This window comes from Alkalihalobacterium elongatum (assembly GCF_019024285.1).
Lineage (GTDB): Bacteria > Bacillota > Bacilli > Bacillales > Bacillaceae_F > Alkalihalobacterium > Alkalihalobacterium elongatum.
This window is the reverse complement of sequence record NZ_WMKZ01000011.1, coordinates 60,977-84,814: the sequence shown is the minus strand read 5'-3', so window position 1 is coordinate 84,814 and position 23,838 is coordinate 60,977. Positions and strand designations below refer to the sequence as shown.

The following is a 23,838-nucleotide window of genomic DNA, read 5'->3' as shown; positions in this document are numbered from 1 at the left end:
ATGGTAGATCATTCAGGAAAGAATCTTCCACGTCCGACTATAGAAACTGAAAAATATTGGCAAGGATGTCGGAAGCATGAGTTACTCATCCAAAAATGTACAGAGTGTGACCATTATCAATTTTACCCACGAATTATGTGTACGAGATGTTCTAGTAATCAAGTTGAATGGGAACGTACTTCAGGCAAAGGTATAGTAATTAGTTTTACAATTATTCGACGGCCTATTTCTAAAGCTTACAAAGCGGAAACCCCGTATGTAGTTGCGCTAATCAAATTGGAAGAAGGGCCAGTGATGATGAGTAATATCATTCATTGTGACCTAGAAGCAGTTAAGGTTGGCATGGGTGTAGAAGTTGAATTTGAAGATTGGTCAGAAGAGATCTCCATACCCAAATTTCGCCCAGCTAATGAAGGAGTTTAATATCTGTTAATCTTAATTTTTAAAGACGTTTTAATCATTAAGGGGGTGATACATGTTTTGTAATGTTAATTTAAATAAGTATCTAGTAGACTAAGCAAATTACTAATTCGTTAGGTGAGAAAATTTTAGGGAGGGATTTATATGAGAATTCAAAACAAAGTAGCTATTGTTTCTGGATCTGGGTCTGGTATTGGAAAAGAAACCGCTCTTCGTTTTGCACGTGAAGGGGCAAAGGTGCTCTGCATGGATATTAAAGGACAAGAAGATACGGTTAGGCAAATCGTTTCTGAAAATGGTAAGGCAATAGCTTTCGAAGGGGACGTAACGAATAGTTCGGATTGGAAAAAAGCTGTACAGTTGGTTTTGGAAGAGTACGGTACAATTGATATTCTCGCTAATATAGCTGGAGTTGTATCAAGAGGATCAGATAAGCTTCTTGAGCAAACCGAAGAGGAATGGCATCACGTAATCGATATTGATCTAAAAGGAACTTTTTTAGGAATGAAAAGTGTCATGCCTGAAATGGTAAAAAATAAAAAAGGCAAGATTGTGAATGTCGCGTCACTAGCTGCACATATTGGATTAACCAATTTAGTAGCATATTCTGCGGCAAAAGGTGGGGTTGCTGCAATGACAAGGCAAGTAGCTATGGAATATGCTGCAGATAATATTCAAGTAAATGCTGTATCACCAGGAATCATCCAGACGCCAATTCTAGGTGATACAACTCCAGAAATGACAGAGATTTTTTCAGCGGCAACCCCGGCAGGACGTCTGGGAAAACCAGAGGAAATTGCTAATTTAATTCTTTTCTTTGCCTCAGAAGAAGCAGACTTTGTTACGGGACAGATTTGGAAAGTTGATGGCGGTTGGGGTTCTCAATAACTTTATACAAATCGAAAGAATTATAGTTTCTAGATAGTGTCGAACTTCACCAAACAAATATTTGGTTTATATAAACAGTTAAAGTAAAAAGTTTTTTAGTTCATTTATAAAAAAGAGGTGAATGGTATGGCCAAAACTTTAGAAGAAAGAATTGCAGTGTTAGAGGCTCGTGAAGAAATTAAGGAAGTCATCGCGAAATACAATCATGGTGTCGACAAACATGATGAAGAGATGTTTATGGATATTTGGGAAGAAAATGCTATATGGGATATTGGTGATCCTTGGGGATATTGTGCTAATAAACAAGAAATATTAGAAAAGACTAAAGCGATTTGGGAAGGTCTTCCTGAAACACACCATTATGCAGTGAATGAAGTAGTTGAAGTAGATATTAATAATGGTACTGCTACTGCTATAGCTGATGTAGATGCAACAGCAACTAATGCTGTAGGTGTACCTCTCGTTATCGCAGCTACTTATTGGGATAAGCTAAGTAATCGAACAGGTAGGTGGCGATTAACTGAAAGAAAAGTAAAAATTCATTATATGACTCCTGCACTGGAACCTTGGTCAGATAAACCAGAAACACGTATTAATCCTAAGCTATAAATAAATTATCTTAATGGCTTTATCTTAAATAGTTTTTACAAGGCATGACAATGTAAAGGGAGGTAAGGATTTGGAAAACGTAATAAAAGAGACACTACGAGAATTTCCAGGGATAACAGCAAAGAAAATCCTTAATCTATGTAAAAAGTACAACTATCAGAATATTACAAGAGATACTATTTATAAGCACCTTAGGAAATTAAAGCGAAAAGGAACTCTTGTTAATAAAGGAGATCGTTGGTACTTAAATAATAAACTATAAGCTGCTCATTTAAGAGCAGCTTCATTTATAGATTATCGTTGTTGGTTTTTTCAATGGAAGTAAAAAAAAAGTAGATTAACACGAAGAGGTTGATCGAAATACCTAAGTATTTATCGATCAACCTAATCACGTTTAATAGTTTTATAGCTTCTGGATTAAACGGATTGTTTAGAAGAAAACTGTTTTTTCAGTGCAGTTGCAATTTGTTCAACGCCTTTTTTCGCGTCATCCATAATGACAGGCATCCATAAAAATCCGTGAATTTGTCCTTCATATCTTGTTAATTCAACCGGAACCCCTGCTTTTTTTAATCTTTCAGCATAGGCCTCTCCTTCATCACGCAAGACATCATATTCACAAGTAATCACTAACGCTGGAGGTAGTCCACTAACGTCATTTGCCAGTAATGGAGAAGCATATGGGTGTAATTTTTCTACTTCTGTATTTGAGAAGTATTGGTCTGCGAACCAGTGCATTGCTGGTTCTTCTAAGTAATAGCCTTTTCCATTATCTATATATGATTGAGTGTTATATCTACAATCAGTTACTGGATAAAGAAGTACTTGATAGGCGATATCTGGACCACCACGATCTTTAGCCATTAATGGTACAACAGCTGCAATATTCCCGCCTGCACTATCACCACCAACTGCAATACGACTAGGGTCACCGTTATACTTGACGATATTTTCTGCCACCCATTTTGTTGCAGCATAGCAATCCTCTACAGGAACAGGGAATTTATTTTCAGGAGCTAAACGATAATCGACTGAAACAACCAAACATTCGGTAGAATTCGTGAGCGAACGAAGCAAAGGATCAACCACTTCTAAATCACCTAATACCCATCCACCACCATGGTAGTATACAAATACTGGGAAAGGTCCTTCTCCTTTAGGGGTATAAATACGAAGACCGATTTCAGCACCATCTACAGGGATGTTAATATTTTCCACTTTTGCTACTTCTTGAGGCTCACCAATTACTCCAGCATAAAAGGCAAGTAACCCATCACGATTTTCTTGTACAGACATTTCTTCGATCTTTGGAGCACCATCTGCCATGGCTGCTGCAATTTGATCTAATAGATTTTTCACTTGAGGTTGTAATGTCATAATCATTTTTCCTCCAATCAATAAGTAGTGTAACCGCTTTCAAAACTATTATAAATTCTGGTAAAAAATAATGCAAGAAAAAATATAAAAAATTCTGAAAATGTAAACTTTTCAGAAAATGATTATAAATAAATATTTTGAAAGGTACAAAAAAGCACTTGATTGTTTTTAGGCTTACATTATTGCTCAAAACTTACTGTATTAACTTAATATATAGAAAGTTTTAGGCTGTTATGTTACTAGTGTAAAGCTTAATTAGTAGTAAGTAGGGGGGAGAAAATCGCTGCTGAAACCAATTTACCTTTAGACCATTCTTCTTAATAGTTTTTTACAATTAAAGTAATTTTTTCAGAAAATTTTAAAAATAGTATTGAAATTGATTACTTTGGTTGCTATAATAACGACAAATCAAACAAACGTTAGATTTTCTCCACTTTAAAAAGACCTTTTATTTTCTAAAATCTTCCTTCGAAAAATATGGCTGATCATTTGGTTTTAATTCGCTGCAATAAATATAATACCTCTGTTCATACACACGTTCGTACTATAATTCAACTAATCTACTTTTAAACTTACTTCAAAAATATTATTTAACATGTTTACTCAGTTATATTTTCTTGCTGATCATTTTTTGTTAGTTCTTTTAGGGGGTGATGTTTACTAAGGTACCTTCTCTGCCTATTTTTAATATTATATTTAGCAAAACGCTTTATATGTAATACGCGTAAGCTATTTTATCTTTTATTAAAACAAATGTTTGGTTGGAGATTTTTGTGAACTCTTTTATTCATTTTTGTTTTTTTGCTTTATCTAATGAACTTAATTTATTTTCTAAAGGAGTGTTTTGATTTATGAATTGTGGACTTTTTTATGTATTAGAGTGTTTAGATGGGCAATATGACCGTGCATATAAGGAGATGCTAGAACAAATTCAGTATGCAGAAGAATTAGGGTTTGGAAGTGTTTGGTTAGCGGAACATCACTTTACTGATTATGGAAGTATGCCTTCTCCTCAAGTAGCTGCAGCCGCTATTTCTCAAATTACAAAAACAATGGACATTGGGATGGGGATTAGTATTTTGAACTTTGATAACCCTGTTCGTATTGCTGAAGATTTTGCAATGGTCGACATTTTAAGTAACGGCCGCCTAAAGTTTGGTGCTGGACGTGGTTATCAACCTATTGAATTTAAAAAGCTAGGAATTCCAATGGAAAATTCACGAGAGGTATATTGGGAAGCTGTCGATATCATTCAAGGTCTATGGGAAAATGATTCATTTAGCTACCAAGGAAAACACTTTCAATTAGAGGATGTGAAATTAACTCCTAAACCAGTCCAAGAAAGAATCCCATTCTATTATGCGTGTATTAGTCCAGAAACGTTTGACTATATGGTAGAGCGAGGGGCACAGGAATTTATGTGTACACCAACACTAATGGTAATGGATGAATTACTACAATATATCAAATCAACTAGAGATCGTCTTCTTCTAAAAGGAGTTAATCCAAAGATTCATATGAATTTGCAAATGAATATTGCTGAAAATCCTGAACAAGCGATTAAAAATGTTGAAAAAGAAATGGAGATGTATTTCGACCGCGTACTTGCGTTAGTTCCAGGTGCCAGAGGAGAAAAGGCTGCTAAAGGATATGAGCGTTTTGCGGAAGTAGCTGAACAAATGTCAGGCCCTGTTGATGTCGGTATGTTAAATGACGCAGGTATCGTATTATTAGAAGACGGAAAAGCGGCTGTCAATAAGCTTGAACTTGTTGAACAAGCAGGAGTAGATAGTTTATCGTGCTGGTTCAGAATGGGTGGTATGGAACATCGCAAGGTAATGAGAACGATGAAGCGCTTTGCGGATGAAGTATTACCATACTTCAAACCGACTGCTAAAAAGGTTTCTCAATAATTAGCTAGATTTAAAATAATTGTTATATTAATGATAATAAAGTAATAGGGAGTAAGCTACAGATAAGCATTTATTTTCACCATTTTGCTCTCTCCCTATTTATACCGTTTAACCGCACTAAGTTATCTAACAAATGACGCCAGGGAACAGGGCTGGTTCTAAAAATCATCCAATGGTTTATAAACAGATTATCGTTTTCTTAATTTTGCAAATTCATTGTTAAACTACGGTAGTAATGATAAAATATAATTCAAACAACTAGTAGTTTAGTTATAATAAATGACCTACTAATAATTTATACAATAATACAGTTTATAATAAGGTAATTTATGAACTATATGGGTAGGAAGGAGCCATTGCCAATGAACAAGCCAAAAATGAACAGAAAAGCTGTAAATAGCAAATCCAATAAAAGATTTAATGAAATTATAGATGCAGCAGCTAAAGTTTTTCGAGAAAAAGGCTATAAAGAAGCGACATTAGAGGATATTGCAAATGAAGTCGGTATGCTTAAAGGAAGTTTATATTATTATATTAATAAAAAGGAAGACCTTCTTTATGCGGTTGTCGAGAGACCGCTTGTTGAAATGACAGATAGTTTGAAACAGATAGTCAATTCATCCTATACGCCGACGATTAAATTAGAGAAAGCATTACAAAATCATATTCATGCATTTGATCAATATCAAAGTGAGCTATTTGTCTGGATTTCAATCGAATGGTTCAAGTCCGAATTTGGTGGAGAAATTGCAACATTAGGCGATGAATATGACCGCCTGTTTCGAAAGATTATTATCGAAGGTGTCGAAAAGAAGGAATTTAGAAGTGATTTAGATACTAAACTTATGACATTTGCGATATTCGGTGTTTATAATTACCTGCAACGTTGGTTTTCACCAAATAACGGTTATTCTTTAGAAGACATCTCTGCTCAATTTAATCAATTTGTTTTACAAGCGGTTTGGGATAAGGTTCTAATCTGTTCAGATAAAAAGTAAAAGATTTTATTAATGAACCGAAAGAGGGATTGATTTTGAAATTAGTAGGTATATCTGGTACAATCGTCGGATCAAAAACTCGTATTATAGTCAATAAAGTTTTAGACGAGGTTAAAAAGCTAGACTCTTCTATAGAGATTGAACTACTGAATTTAAAAGAATATAATATTCAATTTTGTGATGGGCGTGACCCGAAAACGTACGAAGGTGATACAAAAAAGGTAATTGAGATTATGAATTCAGCAGATATGTTTCTTATAGGGACGCCGATTTTTCAAGCTTCATTATCAGGAGCATTAAAGAACTTAATCGATTTAACGCCAGTTGAAACGTTCAGAAATAAAGTGATGGGTTTTGTTGCGACAGGAGGAACCTATCAACACTATCTTGTCATCGAAAATCAATTAAAACCTATTGCAGGTTATTTTCGGGCATATGTAGCACCGAGCTATGTGTATGCTCAAAATGATCATTTTAATAATCAGAATGAAGTAATAGATGAAGAGTTATTAAATCGTATTCAAAATTTGGCAAAAGAGCTTGTTTTTATGCAAAAAGCATTAAAATATTAGCAATCAGAAAAGGTCCTCTCAAAAAGATGTACCGAAGTAAGTGTTGTGTACATAAATGAGATGGTCCTTTTTTATTTTTTCAGTAATGTAATTATTCTCACTTCAGGAAAAATCCAAGTGATAGCTTAAATAACATATTTAAGGAGCTAGTTAATAAGCACAGGGATCTAAAAAAGCTAACAGGATTATTCCTTTCCTATTTTGCTTGAAATAACTAATCCTCAAAATGCCGACGTAAAATTCAGAATATTCAATTTTAAGGTTGCGATAATTATTATGTATCTGTATAATATAAATTAAACAAACAGTCATTTGAATTATAGGCCAGACGAATTGTTTTTATAAATTTTTAATCTCTTTAGAGCTAGTTTTACAAGTGAGAAAAAAATTTGGAAATTAATCTAACAAACAGTCATTTGATTTTTAAGTTATTCTATGAAAGTGACTAGAATAACCTTTAAATTGATACTGAATGACCTAGTTAAAGGAGGGCGGAACTTGAATAAGCCACTTAATGGAATTAGAGTGATTGATCTGTCGCGTTTGTTACCTGGTCCTTATTGCACCTCGTTCCTTGCTGATTTTGGTGCAGAAGTAATTAAGGTTGAAGAACCTCATGTTGGGGATTATGCAAGGTGGGAAGAACCAAAAGTAGGAAAAGAGAGCGCCATTTTTTCTTCGTTAAATCGAAACAAAAAAAGTGTCACTTTAAATTTAAAAACTAATGAAAGCAAAGAAGTTTTTATAGAATTAATAAAGACTGCAGATGTGTTGGTAGAATCTTTTAGACCAGGAGTAATGGATCGGTTAGGTCTGGGATATAAAGAATTATCGGAAATTAATCCCAAGTTAATCTATTGTGCAATTACAGGCTTTGGGCAAACAGGACCATATGCCAAGTTGCCTGGCCATGATATTAATTACTTAAGTTACGCAGGCTTATTGGAATTGCAAGGTGAGTTGAACCAGAAACCAGCGCTTTCTAGTGTACAAATTGCTGATATAGGTGGAGGTTCACTAATGGCTGCAATTGGTATTTTGATAGCAATTATTAATAGAGGAAAAAGTGGGAAAGGGCAATTTGTAGATATCTCAATGTTAGATGGTGCTGTTTCATGGTTACAAACAATCCTACCTAACTATTTTGTAAATAAAGAAAAGCCAGTTCGTGGGGAATTGACGTTATCAGGTGGAAAGGCATGTTATGAAGTTTACGAGACAGCTGATCAAAGGTATTTATCTGTAGGTGCGCTTGAACCCAAGTTTTGGAAAGAATTTTGTATAGGAATCGAGCGAGAGGACTTAATCGATTTGCTCGATGCTCCTCAAAATAAACAAAACGAAATGAAAGTTGAAATAGGTGAAATCATCTTACAAAAACCATTGAATGAATGGATAAAAATATTTGAAAAGCTAGATACTTGTGTAGCACCACTTTTGAATTTTGAAGAATTAATAACAAATCCTCAAATTAATGAACGTAGGATGATCGAAGAATTTATTGGTCCTTCTGGAGAAGTCATAAAACATATCGGTATTCCGATCAAGTTATCTGACACACCTGGAGAAATCTACTCCAAAGCCCCAGAGTTAGGACAACATAATGAAGAGATATTTAAGAAAATAGGGTATACAAAAGAGCAAATTGAAAAATTAGGAAATATAGGAGTTGTTTAGCTAAATCTAAGCAGAATTAATGTTAGAAAATCTTCATTCTATTATGAAAAGAAAGCGATAAAAGTTAAGAGTCTAGTAATTTTAATGCGCAAAAATAAAACAACTGTTTGTTTTTACGATTTCTCTTATGAAAATAAACTTTATTATAAGGTGTGAAAGTAATGGAGCAATATAGTGAAACGATAGAAATTCGAAAAGGTGAAGACTTTGATCAGACCGCACTAAAACAATATTTAGAAGTGGTTATTGAAGGTATACCAACTGGTCCGCTTGAGGTGAAGCAATTTCCGACAGGGGTTTCAAACTTAACCTATTTAATTCGTTGTGGGGATTGGGAGGCCGTTATGCGCCGTCCGCCATCTGGCCCCCTTCCACCGAAAGCTCATGACATGAAACGAGAGTCTGAATTTCTACAACGGTTATACCCAGCCTATCAATTGGTCCCTAAACCTTATATTTATTGCGAAGACAAATCCATCATTGGTGTCCCTTTTTATGTAATGGAAAGAAAAAAAGGAATTGTATTAAATGATCAATTCCCACAAGGAGTTAAGGTTACAAAGGAATTATGTGAAACAATCTCAAATGAAGTTGTTGATGCATTAGCCCAGCTTCATCAAGTAGATTACAAAAAGGTAGAATTGTCAGGATTCGGCCATCCTGATGGTTTCTTAGAAAGGCAGGTTTATGGATGGATTAAGAGGTATGAACGCTCTAAAACAGACGAAGTTCCATATTTTGAACAACTAGCAAACTGGTTTGTCCATCATATTCCTAAATCACCTGATGCTACAATCATTCACAATGATTATAAATTAAACAATATGCTGCTTTCTAAGGATTTAACTCAAATTGAAGCGGTATTGGACTGGGAAATTGCAACCATTGCTGATCCGTTATTTGACTTAGCGGGTGCCCTAGGCTATTGGATGGAAGAAGATGATCCAGAAACTCTTACAAACAGTTTACCAACTGTAACGACGATGCCTGGGTTCATCAAAAGAAGCGAATTTATTCATAGGTATTCATTAAAAACAGGGCGAGATATTCCATCTTTACATTACTATTTAGCGTTTACTTACTTTAAACTTGCTGTTGTACTCCAACAAATTTTCTACAGGTGGAAAATGGGCCAAACATCGGATGAACGATTTTCAGAATTTGATGTAAGAGTTAAAAATTTAATGATTCATGCTTATGAAGTTAGTCAAAAACAAACGATTTAATTGTTAATTAATTTATTTAATAAAAGAAACTAAATGAAGAGGGTGATAACTTCCTGTAGGCCTCAACTAACATTCAGTGGGGATGACTGCCCCCACTTAAGGAAAGTTTTTACTTTATCAAAACTCAATTTTAATATAAAAAGGAGAGATATAATATGTATAATTTTAGTCCAACAATTGAACAAGAAGAGCTTTTAGCAAAAGCAAGGAAGATTATGGAAGAGGATGTGTATCCTGCAGAAAAACACATTATTCCTGGTGTAGGTCTGCCAAATGAAATTCTTAAGCCATTGCAGCAAAAAGTAAAAGACCAAAATTTATGGGCGGCTCATCTGCCAAAAAGTATCGGTGGTTTAGGGTTAGGAAATGTGTTTTTAGGTCTATTAAATGAAATATTAGGTAGTAGTGTCCTTGGACCGCGTGTATTTGGGACAGCAGCACCAGACACAGGAAATACTGAAATTCTATTAAAAGCTGGAACACCTGAACAAATTGAAAAATATTTAAAGCCAGTCATAGCTGATGAAATACGCTCATGCTTTGCGATGACTGAACGTGATGTATCAGGTGCTGATCCAACAGGTATTCAAACGACCGCAGTTAGAGACGGTAATGAGTGGGTCATTAATGGAGAGAAATGGTTTATTAGTAATGCAGGGTTAGCACAGTTTGCCATTGTCATGGCAGTTACGAATCCAGATGCAGCTCCCCATGAACGTGCAACGATGTTTCTTGTAGATATGGGAACACCAGGTTTTGAAATGATTCGAGATATTGGAACGATGGGTGATTTTAGTGAAGGCGGTCACTGGGAAATTAAATTTAACAACTGTCGTATTCCAAAAGAAAACATTTTAGGAAAAGAAGGCGAAGGCTTTAAACTAGCTCAAATGCGTTTAGGACCTGGGCGTATTACACATGCGATGCGTTGGTTAGGTGTAATGAATCGTAGTTTTGACTTAATGCTTGATTACGCCCTCAAAAGAAAAACAAGAGGTAAACCATTAGCTGACTTCCAAACGATTCAAAACTTTATTGCAGATTCAGCAGCAGAAATTTCAGCTTGTCGGTTAATGACGCTTCATGCGGCTTGGATGATGGACGAAGGTGGAGATGCAAGAAAAGAAATCGCTTTAATTAAGTTTTACGGAGCAAAAATATTAAATGATGTTATTAGTCGAGCGATTCAAGTTCATGGATCATTAGGGTATTCAAAAGATACGCCATTAGAAGGGTTTTATCGTGAAGCGAGAGCTGCACATATTTACGACGGTCCAGACGAAGTTCATCGTGTAGTTGTAGCTAAACGCTATTTAAAAGAATATAAAAATCGCAATAGCGACGTACTCGTTTAATTATTAGATCATCAGAGAAAAGGGGTGAGATTTTGGAAGACTTTACAGGAAAAGTAATCGTTATTACTGGTGGCAGCCGTGGTATAGGTGCACAAATGGTCCGCGATTTTGCTTCTAAAGGCGCCAATGTAGTTATATCAAGTCGTAATCAATATGTGTGTGAAGAATTAGCAGAAGAAGTAAGGCAATATGGTGTTAAAGCCTTGGCGGTTGCTTGTGATGTTGGTAACCTTGATGATATTCGTGGATTGTTTGAAAAGACAATAAAAGAGTTTAATAGAATAGATGTTTTAATTAATAATGCTGGAGCAAATGTAACAAAGCCTGCTACTGAAGTCACTGAAGAGGATTGGGACATGATCTACGATGTTAATATTAAGGGCTTATTCTTCTGTTCTCAAGAAGCTGCCAAAATTATGATTGAACAAAATCATGGGAAGATCATTAACATTTCATCAGTAGGTGGGGTTAAGCCGTATAAACGAATTGCTCCATATACAGCAAGTAAAGCAGCAGTCATTCATTTGACAAAATCTCTGGCAGCAGAATGGGCTAAAAATGGTATATTAGTCAATTCCATTGCCCCTGGGTTAATTAGTACTGAAATTAATAAGGCAGAAATGGAAAATAAACAATGGGTAGAACGAGCAGTCAAGGCTATTCCACTAAGAAGGCTTGGTGATCCAACAGATATTTCTTCCATTGCTCTATATCTTGTTTCAGATGCAGCCAATTATGTCACTGGTCAAACGTTTTTTATAGATGGTGGAACACTTTCTGAATAAAATTAAGGAACAAATTACCCTTTTGTTGTACTAATATTTAATGTGGAAAAGGTTTGAGCTGGAAGTCATCGTGCTTCCACTTAAGCCTTTACTGCGAGATGCCTATAAAGAAGAGTTGAAACATTTTCCTACTATAATTATTTTAAGCGTTTACTCACAAAGGGTGGTGTTTTTATTTTTTTTAGTTTATAGAGGAGGAAGGTAAAATGACAAGAAACAAATTAAAGGTTGTATGGTCTATTTTACTCGTAATACTTTTACTTGCACTAGCAGGGTGTGGGGGTACAACTGAAACGGGGTCGAGTCAGCAAGAAGATAACGAAGGTCAAACGGACACAAATGATGCACAACCGAATGATGCTAAAGCAGACGACGGTCAAACGTATACGATTAAACTGCCAACTGTTGTAAATGCTGATAATTTTGTTGCGATTGGTTTTCATAAGTTTAAAGAGTTAGTAGAGGAGAAAAGTAAAGGAAAAATAGAAGTAGAAATTTATTTAGGAGGAACCTTATCAGCCTCTGATGAAGAAAACCTTCAACTATTACAGGATGGTACAGCTCAAGTGATCGGTGCAGGTCCGTTTATCCCAGCACAAATTGCTGGAGTTAAAGGTTTTAATATTTATGACTTCCCATTTCTATTTGAAGATCGTAAACAGTTGTTTGACTTTATGGAAGGTCCAATAGGGGAGGAATTGAAAGTAGAGTTTGAAGAAGCTACAGGTACAAAAATTTTAGGTTATTATGATATCGGTTCATTGTCTATCCTTAACAGCAGTCATCCGTTAACTGAACCAGATGATTTAAAAGGCTTAAATATAAGAACGCCACAAGCATCGGTGTTGATGGATACAATATCAGTAATGGGTGGTAATCCAACTCCAATTACATTTGCTGAAGTGTACACATCATTACAACAAGGGACAATTGACGGCCTAACAACAACAGTACCATTAATGTCTGATTCTCAATTTTATGAAGTTAGTAAATATCTGACGTTAACAAAGCATGTGTTATTCCCATATATCTTATTTATCAATAATGACTTCTACGAAAGTTTACCTGCCGACCTACAGGAGGTTGTTTTAGAATCAGCAGATGGAATGGTCCAATTTGCTAGAGATCTTGCAATCGAACAAGAAGAAGCTGCACTAGAAAATATGAAAGCAAAGGGAGTAGAAATTCACGAATTAACCCCTGAGCAACTAGAAAGATTCAGAGAAGCCGTTAAACCGGCAATTGAAAATAATATTGATCTTCTTGGAGAAGACTTCTACAACCGTGCTTTAGAGGAATTAAAATAATAAACCCACGCTCAATAAGGCTGACCTTAGAAAAGTGTCAGCCTCTCTTATGGTTCTTAATCCTATCCATAGGTTACTTCTAATTAATAGTTGACCTTATTATCGGCTGGTGAGTATAAGAGAATAGAAGTATCCTACCGCATGTCATAGAATTTCTCCTCCCGCGTACGTATAAGGAGAAAGCTCAGATCCCAGAGATATTAGGTAAGACAGAGCTAAATAGAAGTATTAATGATAAAGTCGGCATCGCACCATCACTCATAAAAGGTTTAATTGAGGATTTGGAGATTCCTGATCAGTTAAGAGATTTTAATGTTAGTAAAGAAAGTATTCCTAATATAGTAAAAGATATTCTTATGGATATTCAAGGAGAAAAGAATGTCATTGTTATGGATACACAAGATTTATCAAAAGAAATTACTGCACTTTTAGAAGCTGCTTGGTAAAAAGAAGTAAGACAATACAAAATGATAAAGGTGGGAGCAATACGTGAATCGGATATGTGAAATGCTAGAAATAGAAGTCCCGATTATTGAAGGAGGACTTGCTTATGTTGGAAATGGATTATTGGCAGCAGCAGTTTCAAACGGTGGAGGATTCGGTCAAGTTGGTTCAGCTGGTCGGTCACCTGAAAGCTTTGAGAGAGAGATTTTAATAGCGAAAGAATCCACAAATAATTCGTTTGGAGTAAATATACCAATTAGTCAGCATACTGACTATACTCCATATCTTGAAATTATAAAGAAGTACAAAAACATAATAACAGCTGTAAGTGTAGGAGCTGGAAATCCAAAGGATCTAATCCCATTTATTAAAGATAATGGATTAAAGGCTCTAGTTTTAACTTCAACTGCACTTCATTCTGAAAAAGCCGAAAAACTAGGGGCTGATATTATAGTTTGTGAAGGTTTTGAGGCTGGAGGGAGTAATGGGCCTTCAGAATTAACAACGTTTACACTCATTCCTCAAGTTAAGCGAGCTGTTTCAGTCCCAATAGTCGCTGCAGGTGGTATTGTAAATGGGAGAAGTATGGTAGCGGCAATGGTATTAGGTGCAGAAGGAGTCCAACTAGGTACGAGGTTTGTTGCTACAAAAGAGTGTGAAGCTCATGATCATTTTAAAGCAGCAATACTTGAGGCTCAAGATGATTCTACGACAATTTTAACAAGGTTGGTTAAAGGGCCAATACGAGTATTAAAGAATGAGTATTCTCAACATGTTCAAGAAGAAGAAAGAAAAAATCCGACATTAGAACATATTCTACCTAAGGTTCGTGGTACTTTTAATAAGCTCGCAATGTTTGAGGGTGATATCAAAGGTGGCTATGCTAGTTGTGGGCAAGTTGCTAGTTTAATAGATGAATTAGAAAGTGCAGAAACTATCGTTAAACGAATTGCCCAAGAAGCAAGGAGCTTACTAGCAACAAACTTTCAATTGTCTAATAACTGAAGAAGGAAAATGATAAGTATAAGAATAAGAAAAAAAAATCTTAGCGATTAGGTAAACTCTCTAAGATTTTTTATGAGCGAAGGTATTTAGCCCGTTTAACGGGCGCTAAGACTCCCGCTTCAAGCCTTTGCGGAAGCAAAAAAGGCAAAGTGTGACCCACTTCGTGTCGGACAGAGGAACAAACCGATTGGTTTAACTAACATTCAGTGGGGGATGAAGGAAAACCCCCACTGAATCAAGCGAGAAAGCTTGGTTCTAAACGCTTTAATGTGAAGCTCAACGGTCCAATAACAACAAGTTTACGGAACAGCTTTATAAAAAAATCACTCATTAATATTATATTTTCGAATCCTTGAATATAGCCAGGTACGACTGATGCCTAGAATTTTACTAGCCTTTGACTTATTTCCTTGTGCTTGATTTAAAGCTTTAATTATTAGGTCTTTTTCTTGCATAGGGACATTTCTCTTATTGGTGGTTTGTAAAGATGAATTATCCTTTATAACATTACTATCCTCAATCATAAATTTTACAGGGTGCTGTTGGTGCTCTAAAATATATTCGGGTAACTCAGAGACATTAATAAAGCCACTAATATTTAAGTTTGCTGCACGTTCAAGTACATTTTGTAATTCACGAATGTTACCAGGCCAATTATATTGCTTTATGAAGTTTAATGCAGAAGATGTAATCCCTTTAATGTAAAAACCATTTTGATTTAATCTTTCAAAAATTATGTCTGTAATATCATTAATATCTTCTTTTCGTTCTCTTAATGGAGGAATATTAATTCTTAGAATATTAAGTCTGTAATATAAATCTTCACGAAAAGTACCTTCTTTTATCATTTCCTCTAAATTTCTATTTGTGGCGGCTACGATTCTAATATCTAGTTTAATAGTCTTATGACTTCCAAGTGGTTCAAATTCTTTTTCTTGTAGTACACGTAAAAGTTTTGACTGCAGGTTTAAGGGCATGTCCCCAATTTCGTCCAAAAATAAAGTACCGTTTTGTGCAAGTTCAAACTTACCTTTCTTACCTCCTTTTTTAGCACCTGTAAATGCACCTTCATCATAACCGAAAAACTCTGACTCTAATAAGTCACCTGGTATAGCGGCACAGTTTACTTTAATAAATGACCCAGGAAGGGAAGAAGCGGTATGAATACCATGAGCGAAAAGTTCTTTTCCAGTCCCGCTTTCACCAATTAGTAAAACTGTTGACCTACTTTGTGAAGCTGCAAACGCTTCCTTTTTTGCTTTTTTTATTTGATGGGAGGATCCTACTATATCTGCAATTGAATATCTTGTTCCTAAACTTTCTTTTTGGTCTTTATGTATAGGTGCTACTTCTGTATTACTAGCTTCATTTATGGCCTCCTGAAGTTGTTTTAACCCTCTAAAGGTAATTTTTGAAACAATACCAACTAATTCTCCATTGTTTAAAATCGGTAAATTAGATATTAAACATTGTTGTGAATTAATCCGTTTTGAAATTCCACTGAGTGGTATCTTCATATCAAAAACATCTTTAATCCCTAAATCTGGGAACTCCTTCAAGATGGGTTGCCCGATTATTGTATTTTCTGCCGTAGAAAAAAGATCACAAAACCCCTTATTAGCCATTGTGATTAAACCATTTTCATCAACTAAAACAATTGCATCATAAGCTGTTTCTACTAAGGTTCTTAGCTTTTCCTCCCATTGTTTTGTAATTTGTAATTCTTTAATTATTTCTTCGATATTCGTGAGGTCATCAATGATCGTCATGACACCCATTAACTTTTTATTTTCAAATAATGGATAACAGTCTACAACAAAGCTATAACCATTTAAAGATATTTTATTTTTAGGTGGTTTTTCACGGTTCACGAGTACGTACTGAATCATATTTTTTATTACTGTGTATTCATTCAGTAAAAGACTTGAGTCGTCATCCTCCTTCTTAAATTGTAGAATTTCTTTTGCTAAAGGGTTGATGGCGTTAATATTCATATCTGTATCTACAGATAACAAGCCGAACTGTAAACTATTAAATAAAAGCTGAAGGTGTGATTGAACTAAATCAAGAGTCTTCTCGTAACCATATAAAATTTGTGAAGTTGAAATAACGCCAATCGGTTGTTTTCTTTTGTTAACTACTGGGGCATGACCAATCATATGGTGTAACAGCTTCTCTCTTGTAGTTAATATGGAAGAACATGGATTTACATAAATAGGACTAAAATTAATAAATGGTTTAATTGTATCAGTAAGAGAGTAATTATTTGAAATCGCGTTAATTAATTTGTTTTTTGTAAGAACTCCAATCAATATATTATCTTCGTCAATGATAGAAATAATATTGGAGTTATATTTAGAAAAAATTTTAAAAGCATCAATCAATGAAGTGTTAACATTACAAGATTGGAATGAAACGGTCATAATATCTCGAGCTTTCATAATTACTCTCCTTTAAAAAATATTTATTGTTAATATTGTAAACATGTAAACTGTTTACAAAAATTCTATAAACTGTACACTTCTGTTTACATTAAAACACAAAATATTCTGAAATTCAAACCTATTTTCAAAAAATAAATAGATAATTAAATGATTGTTATAACAGTTATTTTATTATTAATTTGTCTTTTCTTCTAAATAACTTAAAGTTTGGCATGTTAATTGCATATTAAAACTGAAAACAAAAAATGTAAGCGTTTACCTTTTAGGGTGAAAGAGAACAATAAACCTTCAATAAGGGGGGTAGGTATGCGTGAAGCTGTAATTGTAGAAGCAGTACGTACCTCGATGATAAAAAAGAAAGGTATTTTTAGTAGATTACAACCAGAACAATTGGCTTCAGAAGTAATTAAAGCATTGATTAACCGTAGTGGAGTTGCAGCAGATTTAGTTGAAGATATTATTATTGGTTGTTCTTCAAAATCAGATGAGCAAGTTGCACAGTTGGTTAAGTTAGCAATGTTGAATTCTGGTATCCCAACTAGTGTTCCTAGTACAACAGTTGAAAGACATTGTAAGTCTAGCCAACAAGCAATCCACTTTGCTGCACAAGCGATTATAAGTGGTGACATGGACATAATGATTGCTGCAGGGTTAGAAAGTATTGAACAACATGGCAAACCTCAATTTAATAATCGCAAAAAAGAAAAGGGCCATTTTAAGCATCAATTGCTCGAACAAGGATTAGCAGCAGAGCGCATTGCTGATATCTGGGGATTAAGTAGACAACAATTAGATGAGTATGCTTATGAAAGTCATGAGAAAGCAATTCAGGCACAGAGTCAAAATCGATTCGAGAAGGAAATTGTACCATTATACGTTACGCTTCCAAATGGAAAAAAAACTTTAATTCAAAAAGATGTAGGACCGAGAAAAGCTTTAAGAGACAATATGTTTTCCAAATTAAAGGCTACCTATAAAGAAAACGGAAAAGTTCATTCCGGTAATTCTAGTTTTTTTAGTGATGGCTCTGCTGCTGTATTAATAATGTCTAATACAAAAGCAAACGAATTAGGATTAAAACCAAGATATAAGATTATAAATAGGTCTGTAGTAAGGTCGGATCCCAAAATTTTATTCACAGGACTAATTATAGGAACCAATAAAGCACTTACAAAGGCAGGGCTTAGAATAGAGGATATCGATGTATTTGAAATTAGTGAAGTTTTTGCCTCTGTTCCACTTATTTGGCTACAAGAAACTGGAGCTGACCCAAAAAAGGTAAACCCAAATGGAGGAGCTATAGCATTGGGGCATCCTCTTGGAGCAAATGGAACTCGATTATTAACAACGTTAATTCATGAACTTGAACGAACAGGTGGAAATTATGGCTTGTTAGGACAATGTGAGGGACATGGAATCGCAAATATTACAATTATTGAGCGAGTAAATGAATAGAAAGTAGGGATTTCATGAATCTAGCTTATTCTATTGAAAGGCATGCTTTTTTAAATGGAGCTCGAATTGCTGTAAAGTATAAAGATACAACTTATACTTACGAACAATTAAATAGAAATATAGACGCGTATGCTAACTTACTAACTTCCTATGGTGTTAAACAAGGTGATAGAGTATCTATTTGGTTACCTAATTGTATGGAATTTATTTATGCTTTTTATGCAACGTTAAAAATAGGGGCTATTTGTGTTCCGATCAATTATTTGTTTAAGTCAGCGGAATCTGAATATATTCTAAAGAACTCTGGAGCAGTCATCCTGTTTACAACTAAAGAAAAAATACCTCTAGTAGAAGAGGTGTTATCTACCACTAGTTTAAGGAAAGTTTCAATCATTGACGGGTGTAACAGAAATTTAGAAGGTTTTGAGGATATAAGTAGTAGTAAATTAAATAACTACAATCTGTTCCAGTCTGTTGATCTTTCCCCTGATGAAGGAGCTTGCATTCTTTATACATCAGGTACAACTGGTAAACCAAAAGGGGTTGAACTTTCACATTACAACCTAAATACTAATGCTGAATTTTACGCTGATAGTATTGAATTAAGTGAAAATCACTATGGTTGTATTGTTACCCCATTATCCCATTTACTCGTTTTAATGGCGGGACTAATTTTAATATTGATGAAGGGTGGAAAGTTTTACCTATTTGAAAAGTATAGTACGGAGACCGTAGCATCAATGATAAATCAAGAAAAGATTAATTTCTTTATTGGGGTACCAGCGATGTATTACATGTTACTTACTTTACCAGAAGAGTCTCGTTATGATTTGTCATCTTTAGAAATTTGTATTACTAGTGGTGGGCACATGCCTCTAGAAGTACGAAATCAGTTTGAAGCGCGTTTTAATACGGTTACAATTCAAGCTTACGGTCAAACAGAAAGTTCACCTGTAATTACTGTTGATTCGTTAAAACGTGAGAGAAGATTTAGTAGTGTGGGATATCCTCTGCCCCACTTAGATGTAGCTATTGTAGACGATAATAATAATTTTTTATCACATGATGAACCTGGAGAAATCATTGTTCGAGGGCATTGTGTTATGAAAGGGTATTGGAATAACACCGAACAAACGGCGAAGACAATAAGAAATGGATGGCTACATACTGGGGATATCGGCAAAGTTGACGAAGATGGGTATGTCTATTTATTAGATCGTAAAAAAGATCTCGTTATTGTAGGTGGTTATAATGTCTATCCCGTAGAACTTGAAAATGTACTTTACACCCACCCAGCAGTACTAGAAGTAGCAGTGATAGGAAAGAAAGATGAGAGGCTCGGTGAAATTCCGAAAGCTTATATAGCTTTAAAAAAAGGGTTTTCAGTGACAGAAAAAGAAATAATAAGATTTTGTTTAGACAGACTAGCAAGTTACAAACAAATAAGAGAAGTAGAATTTATAAGGGAAATTCCCAAAACACCAACAGGTAAATTAATGAAGCGAAAACTTAAAGGCTCATAAAGATTTATAAAATAATATTGAAACTTAAATTTATCTGGAAAGGTTGTGATGTTTCGGGTGAACAAAGGACTTAATGACCCATTAATTTCTGTACGCTCTGGGGAAGATTTCAATCGTGAAAATTTGAGACAATTTCTACTAGAACAAAATTTAATACCAAATGAAACACTTGAAGTTAAACAGTTTCCATCGGGTTCTTCGAATTTAACTTATTCGTTACGTTGTGGTGGGTGGGAAGGAGTTATGAGGAGGCCTCCTTTTGGTAAATTACCACCGAAAGCACATGATATGAAGCGAGAGGCCAACCTATTAGAGATGGTGTATCCACATTTTAAACATGTTCCAAAACCATATGTGTTTTGTGAAGACAAATCTATCATAGGGGCACCGTTTTATATTATGGAGCGTAAACACGGAGTAGTTATAGATAATCATTTCCCACCTGGAGTGAGTGTGACGAATGAGAAGTGCAAAAAACTATCTACTGACTTTGTTGATACACTAGTAGAACTACATCACATTGATTACAAGGTTGCATCTTTGGAGGATTTTGGAAAGCCAGAGGGTTTTTCCGAAAGGCAGGTACACGGATGGATTAAACGATATAACCTATCAAAAACGGAGGATATAGAAGTAGTTGATAGGTTGTCGAAATGGTTAATTGAAAATATTCCCAAGTCCTATGAGGCTACAATTATTCATAACGACTATAAATTAAATAATATGTTGTTTTCCACAGATTTAAATGAAGTAGTCGCATTACTAGATTGGGAGATGGCAACAATTGCAGATCCAATTTTTGATTTATGTGTTTCTTTAGGTTACTGGGTTCAAGATGATGACCCCGATTATATAAAAAATGTTCAGCCAACTGTTACACATCATCCTGGATTTTTAAACCGTCGAGAAATCGTAGAACTTTATGCTTCTAAAACGGGTAGGGATGTAACTTCAATTCACTTTTATCTCGTACTAGCTTACTTTAGGTTAGCAGTGGTACTACAACAAATGCATTATCGTTGGAAAATGGGACAAACGCAAGATAAACGCTTTGAAAATCACAATATCAATGCACGAAATTTAATACTTCATGCTGATGAAGTTTCTCATCTTAAAAACTATATTTAGGATGAAAAGGGAACTAAAGATAAACAGTATTTTCTGAATAATTTAAATTATAAAACTATTAAAATAAATTTTGGGAGGAAGAAAATGTATTTTGAACATAGTGAAAAAATTAAAGAATTACAATCTAAGGTTGAAGCTTTTATGGAAGAACATGTAATCCCAAATGAACAAAAATATGAAACAGAACTAAACGAAATTGGTAGATGGGAAATTTCACCAACTATGGAAGAGTTAAAGGCTAAAGCCAAAAAAGAAGGGTTGTGGAACTTCTTTTTACCGAAGAGTGAATATGGCGAAGGATTAACAAATGTAGAATATGCCCCGCTATGTGAAATTATGGGTCGATCCTTAATTGGGCCAGAGGTTTTCAATTGTAATGCACCTGACACGGGAAACATGGAAGTTCTCTTGCATTACGGTAATCAAGAGCAAAAAGACAAGTGGTTAGTTCCATTACTAAATGGTGAAATTAGGTCTTGCTTTACAATGACTGAACCAAATGTCGCTTCCTCTGACGCAACTAATATTCAAAGTAGTATCCAACGAGATGGCGATTATTATGTGTTAAATGGAAGTAAATGGTGGATTACAAACGGAGGTGATAAACGCACAAAAATTGCCATTTTTATGGGGAAAACAGATCCGACTGCACCTCGTCATGAACAACAATCAATGGTGTTAGTGCCGATGGATACACCAGGTATTACAATTAAACGAACTTTATCAGTTTTTGGCTACGACCATGGACCAACAGGTCATGCAGAAATTATTTTCGATAATGTTCGTGTACCTGTTTCCAATATTTTAGTTGGAGAAGGCAAAGGGTTTACGATTGCGCAAGGCAGACTTGGACCTGGTAGAGTCCACCATTGCATGCGTGCAATTGGAGCTGCGGAAAGAGCACTTGAATTAATGTGTAAGAGAGTAAATGAACGAGTGACATTCGGTAAGAAACTCAGTGAACAAGGTGTAATTCGTGAGTGGATTTCAAGATCAAGAATTGAAATCGACCAAGCAAGACTTTTAACATTACAAGCAGCTTACAAGATGGATAAAGAAGGTAACAAAGCAGCTAGGAAGGAAATCGCAATGATTAAAGTTGCTGTACCAGAAGTTGCTTTAAATGTAATTGATCGTGCGATTCAAGCATTTGGGGCTGCTGGTATAAGTGAAGATTTCCCACTTGCGTCTCATTGGGCTAATTCTCGAACACTTCGTCTAGTTGATGGACCAGACGAAGTACACAGAAGAGATATCGCGAGATTAGAATTAAAGCAATACTCATAAACCTTTAGATCATAAGAAGCTTTAATACTTACAGTTTAGGACCATGAAAGGGGATGATTAGTAAAATAGGCTAGTTTTATTGTTGGATATATTGGGGGCCATAACATAGAAGGAGGAGTAAAAATGGTAAAGGGTAAAAAGCAATTTTTTTACATCATTGTTATTAGTATGTTGGCAATGATCGCGTTAATCGGTTGTAGCAATGAGGAAACAGGTACTAATAATTCTGAAGGGGGAACAAGTGAACAAACAGATAAGGGGGACAGTGTCGAACTAGCTCAAGGTGTAACAGATTCTGAAATTTTAGTAGGGCATTTAGGACCACAAACAGGTCCAGTTGCTATTTATGACTATATTAGAAAGGGTATTGAATCCCATTTTAATTATGTAAATGAAAATGGCGGAGTTCACGGACGACAGTTAAAGCTTGTTGCTTATGACGATCAATACCAACCAGCTAAAACTGTCCAACTAGCATCGCGACTTGTTGAGGAAGATAAAGTTTTTGCGACACTAGGCAACGTTTGTACTCCTTGTAACACAGCAGCAAGAAATACGTATGAAAGTGCTGGTATTCCTATGGTTATGGTTAGTACGGGTGCACAAGAGTTTGTAAATCCACCGATCAAAAACTATTTTGGTTCAAGTATCTTAAACTATCGAGTCGAAGCTAGAGTCTTTTTAGATTATGCAGTAAATAAATTAAACTCAAAAAAAATCGCTATCGTATACCAAAATGATGACTATGGAAAAGAAGGGCTTACAGCGCTTCAAGAAAATGTTGGTTCTTATGATGGAGTCGAAATTGTAGCTGAAATTCCATATGTCGCAGGAGATACAGATTTCAGTACACAATCACAGCATTTAAGTCAAGCTTCACCTGATGTTGTAATTGCAATGGCAACACCAAACCCAGCGGCTAGCTTAAGGAAGGATATGGACCGAATTGGTTTAGGTGACATCCCGTACATCGTTTCTTCAGTTGGTGCGAATGATAGAAACCTATTTAGCTTAGCAGGTGAAGGTATTTGGGAAGGAACTATTAGTGCAGCAACATTCCCGATGCCAGGGTTAACAGATGATCCTAGTATGAAGTTATATGAAGAGAGATTTAGTAAAGATTTTCCTAACGATCCTATTGATGGATTCGGCCCAGTAGGTTGGGCAATCGGGGAAGTATTTGTTGAAGCACTTGAAAGAACAGGTGGAGAACTTACTTGGGGTAAATTCTTTGAGTCATTGTATTCATTTGATAATTACACTGATTCCATTTATGAAGGGGTAACATTCACAGAAGAAAACCACTACGGATTAACAACAATGATCTTAACAGAAGCGAAAGACGGACAAATTGTTCCAGTCTCAGGAGCAATCACATTTGATCCAGCTACAGGAGAAATTACGTACGAAGATTAATAAAACCTA

At 35.2% G+C, this 23,838-nt stretch carries 21 protein-coding genes; 19 read left to right on the top strand and 2 right to left on the bottom strand.

Annotation, left to right across the window (positions count from 1 at the left end; translation table 11 throughout):
* From GKP30_RS12910 to GKP30_RS12895, 4 genes are all read left to right on the top strand, one after another.
* Complete coding sequence (locus GKP30_RS12910; RefSeq protein ID WP_216829864.1) at positions 1-423, top strand: Zn-ribbon domain-containing OB-fold protein; 423 nt, start codon at positions 1-3, stop codon at positions 421-423.
* 141 nt (positions 424-564) lie between these two features.
* Positions 565-1,308, top strand: a complete 744-nt coding sequence (locus GKP30_RS12905; protein WP_216829863.1) for an SDR family NAD(P)-dependent oxidoreductase — start codon at positions 565-567, stop codon at positions 1,306-1,308.
* Positions 1,309-1,434: 126 nt separating this feature from the next.
* Positions 1,435-1,917: a nuclear transport factor 2 family protein gene (locus tag GKP30_RS12900; RefSeq protein WP_216829862.1), complete on the top strand. Its 483-nt coding sequence runs from the start codon at positions 1,435-1,437 to the stop codon at positions 1,915-1,917.
* Between the two features lie 70 nt (positions 1,918-1,987).
* Positions 1,988-2,179 carry a hypothetical protein gene (locus GKP30_RS12895; RefSeq protein WP_216829861.1) on the top strand — a complete coding sequence of 64 codons (192 nt, stop codon included), beginning with the start codon at positions 1,988-1,990 and terminating at the stop codon, positions 2,177-2,179.
* 155 nt (positions 2,180-2,334) lie between these two features.
* Here GKP30_RS12895 and GKP30_RS12890 read toward each other — a convergent pair whose 3' ends face one another.
* A complete protein-coding gene (locus tag GKP30_RS12890) occupies positions 2,335-3,294 on the bottom strand; it encodes an alpha/beta hydrolase (protein ID WP_216829860.1) in 960 nt (319 codons plus the stop codon).
* A gap of 851 nt (positions 3,295-4,145) precedes the next feature.
* On the opposite strand from GKP30_RS12890, the gene GKP30_RS12885 reads away from it, so the two are divergent.
* The 10 genes from GKP30_RS12885 (at position 4,146) to GKP30_RS12840 (ending at position 14,576) form a co-directional block, all read left to right on the top strand.
* A complete protein-coding gene (locus GKP30_RS12885) occupies positions 4,146-5,207 on the top strand; it encodes an LLM class flavin-dependent oxidoreductase (protein WP_216829859.1) in 1,062 nt (353 codons plus the stop codon).
* A 362-nt stretch (positions 5,208-5,569) separates the two neighbouring features.
* A complete protein-coding gene (locus tag GKP30_RS12880; protein ID WP_216829858.1) occupies positions 5,570-6,205 on the top strand; it encodes a TetR/AcrR family transcriptional regulator in 636 nt (211 codons plus the stop codon).
* A 35-nt stretch (positions 6,206-6,240) separates the two neighbouring features.
* Positions 6,241-6,777, top strand: a complete 537-nt coding sequence (locus GKP30_RS12875) for an NADPH-dependent FMN reductase (protein WP_216829857.1) — start codon at positions 6,241-6,243, stop codon at positions 6,775-6,777.
* A 498-nt stretch (positions 6,778-7,275) separates the two neighbouring features.
* Positions 7,276-8,454: a CaiB/BaiF CoA transferase family protein gene (locus tag GKP30_RS12870; protein ID WP_236035074.1), complete on the top strand. Its 1,179-nt coding sequence runs from the start codon at positions 7,276-7,278 to the stop codon at positions 8,452-8,454.
* Between the two features lie 161 nt (positions 8,455-8,615).
* Complete coding sequence (locus GKP30_RS12865; RefSeq protein ID WP_216829855.1) at positions 8,616-9,680, top strand: phosphotransferase family protein; 1,065 nt, start codon at positions 8,616-8,618, stop codon at positions 9,678-9,680.
* 155 nt (positions 9,681-9,835) lie between these two features.
* A complete protein-coding gene (locus GKP30_RS12860) occupies positions 9,836-11,035 on the top strand; it encodes an acyl-CoA dehydrogenase family protein (RefSeq protein WP_216829854.1) in 1,200 nt (399 codons plus the stop codon).
* Positions 11,036-11,067: 32 nt separating this feature from the next.
* A complete protein-coding gene (locus GKP30_RS12855) occupies positions 11,068-11,820 on the top strand; it encodes an SDR family NAD(P)-dependent oxidoreductase (RefSeq protein WP_216829853.1) in 753 nt (250 codons plus the stop codon).
* Between the two features lie 206 nt (positions 11,821-12,026).
* Complete coding sequence (locus GKP30_RS12850) at positions 12,027-13,127, top strand: TRAP transporter substrate-binding protein (protein ID WP_216829852.1); 1,101 nt, start codon at positions 12,027-12,029, stop codon at positions 13,125-13,127.
* Positions 13,128-13,258: 131 nt separating this feature from the next.
* Positions 13,259-13,573 carry an iron-containing alcohol dehydrogenase gene (locus tag GKP30_RS12845; protein ID WP_216829894.1) on the top strand — a complete coding sequence of 105 codons (315 nt, stop codon included), beginning with the start codon at positions 13,259-13,261 and terminating at the stop codon, positions 13,571-13,573.
* A gap of 43 nt (positions 13,574-13,616) precedes the next feature.
* A complete protein-coding gene (locus GKP30_RS12840; RefSeq protein WP_328703156.1) occupies positions 13,617-14,576 on the top strand; it encodes an NAD(P)H-dependent flavin oxidoreductase in 960 nt (319 codons plus the stop codon).
* Between the two features lie 323 nt (positions 14,577-14,899).
* Here GKP30_RS12840 and GKP30_RS12835 read toward each other — a convergent pair whose 3' ends face one another.
* On the bottom strand, positions 14,900-17,017 hold the full coding sequence (locus tag GKP30_RS12835) for a sigma-54-dependent Fis family transcriptional regulator (RefSeq protein ID WP_216829851.1): 2,118 nt from the start codon (positions 17,015-17,017) through the stop codon (positions 14,900-14,902).
* Between the two features lie 309 nt (positions 17,018-17,326).
* Here GKP30_RS12835 and GKP30_RS12830 point away from each other — a divergent pair, with 309 nt between their 5' ends.
* The 5 genes from GKP30_RS12830 to GKP30_RS12810 all read left to right on the top strand — a co-directional run bounded on the left by GKP30_RS12830 (position 17,327) and on the right by GKP30_RS12810 (position 23,829).
* Positions 17,327-18,475, top strand: coding sequence for a thiolase family protein (locus GKP30_RS12830; RefSeq protein WP_216829850.1), 1,149 nt, complete (start codon positions 17,327-17,329; stop codon positions 18,473-18,475).
* A 14-nt stretch (positions 18,476-18,489) separates the two neighbouring features.
* Entirely contained in the window at positions 18,490-19,998 is a 1,509-nt protein-coding gene (locus tag GKP30_RS12825; RefSeq protein WP_216829849.1) for a class I adenylate-forming enzyme family protein, read from the top strand.
* 48 nt (positions 19,999-20,046) lie between these two features.
* A complete protein-coding gene (locus GKP30_RS12820) occupies positions 20,047-21,126 on the top strand; it encodes a phosphotransferase family protein (RefSeq protein WP_216829848.1) in 1,080 nt (359 codons plus the stop codon).
* A gap of 84 nt (positions 21,127-21,210) precedes the next feature.
* Positions 21,211-22,413, top strand: coding sequence for an acyl-CoA dehydrogenase family protein (locus GKP30_RS12815; protein ID WP_216829847.1), 1,203 nt, complete (start codon positions 21,211-21,213; stop codon positions 22,411-22,413).
* Positions 22,414-22,536: 123 nt separating this feature from the next.
* Positions 22,537-23,829: an ABC transporter substrate-binding protein gene (locus GKP30_RS12810; RefSeq protein WP_216829846.1), complete on the top strand. Its 1,293-nt coding sequence runs from the start codon at positions 22,537-22,539 to the stop codon at positions 23,827-23,829.
* Positions 23,830-23,838 lie beyond the last annotated feature (9 nt).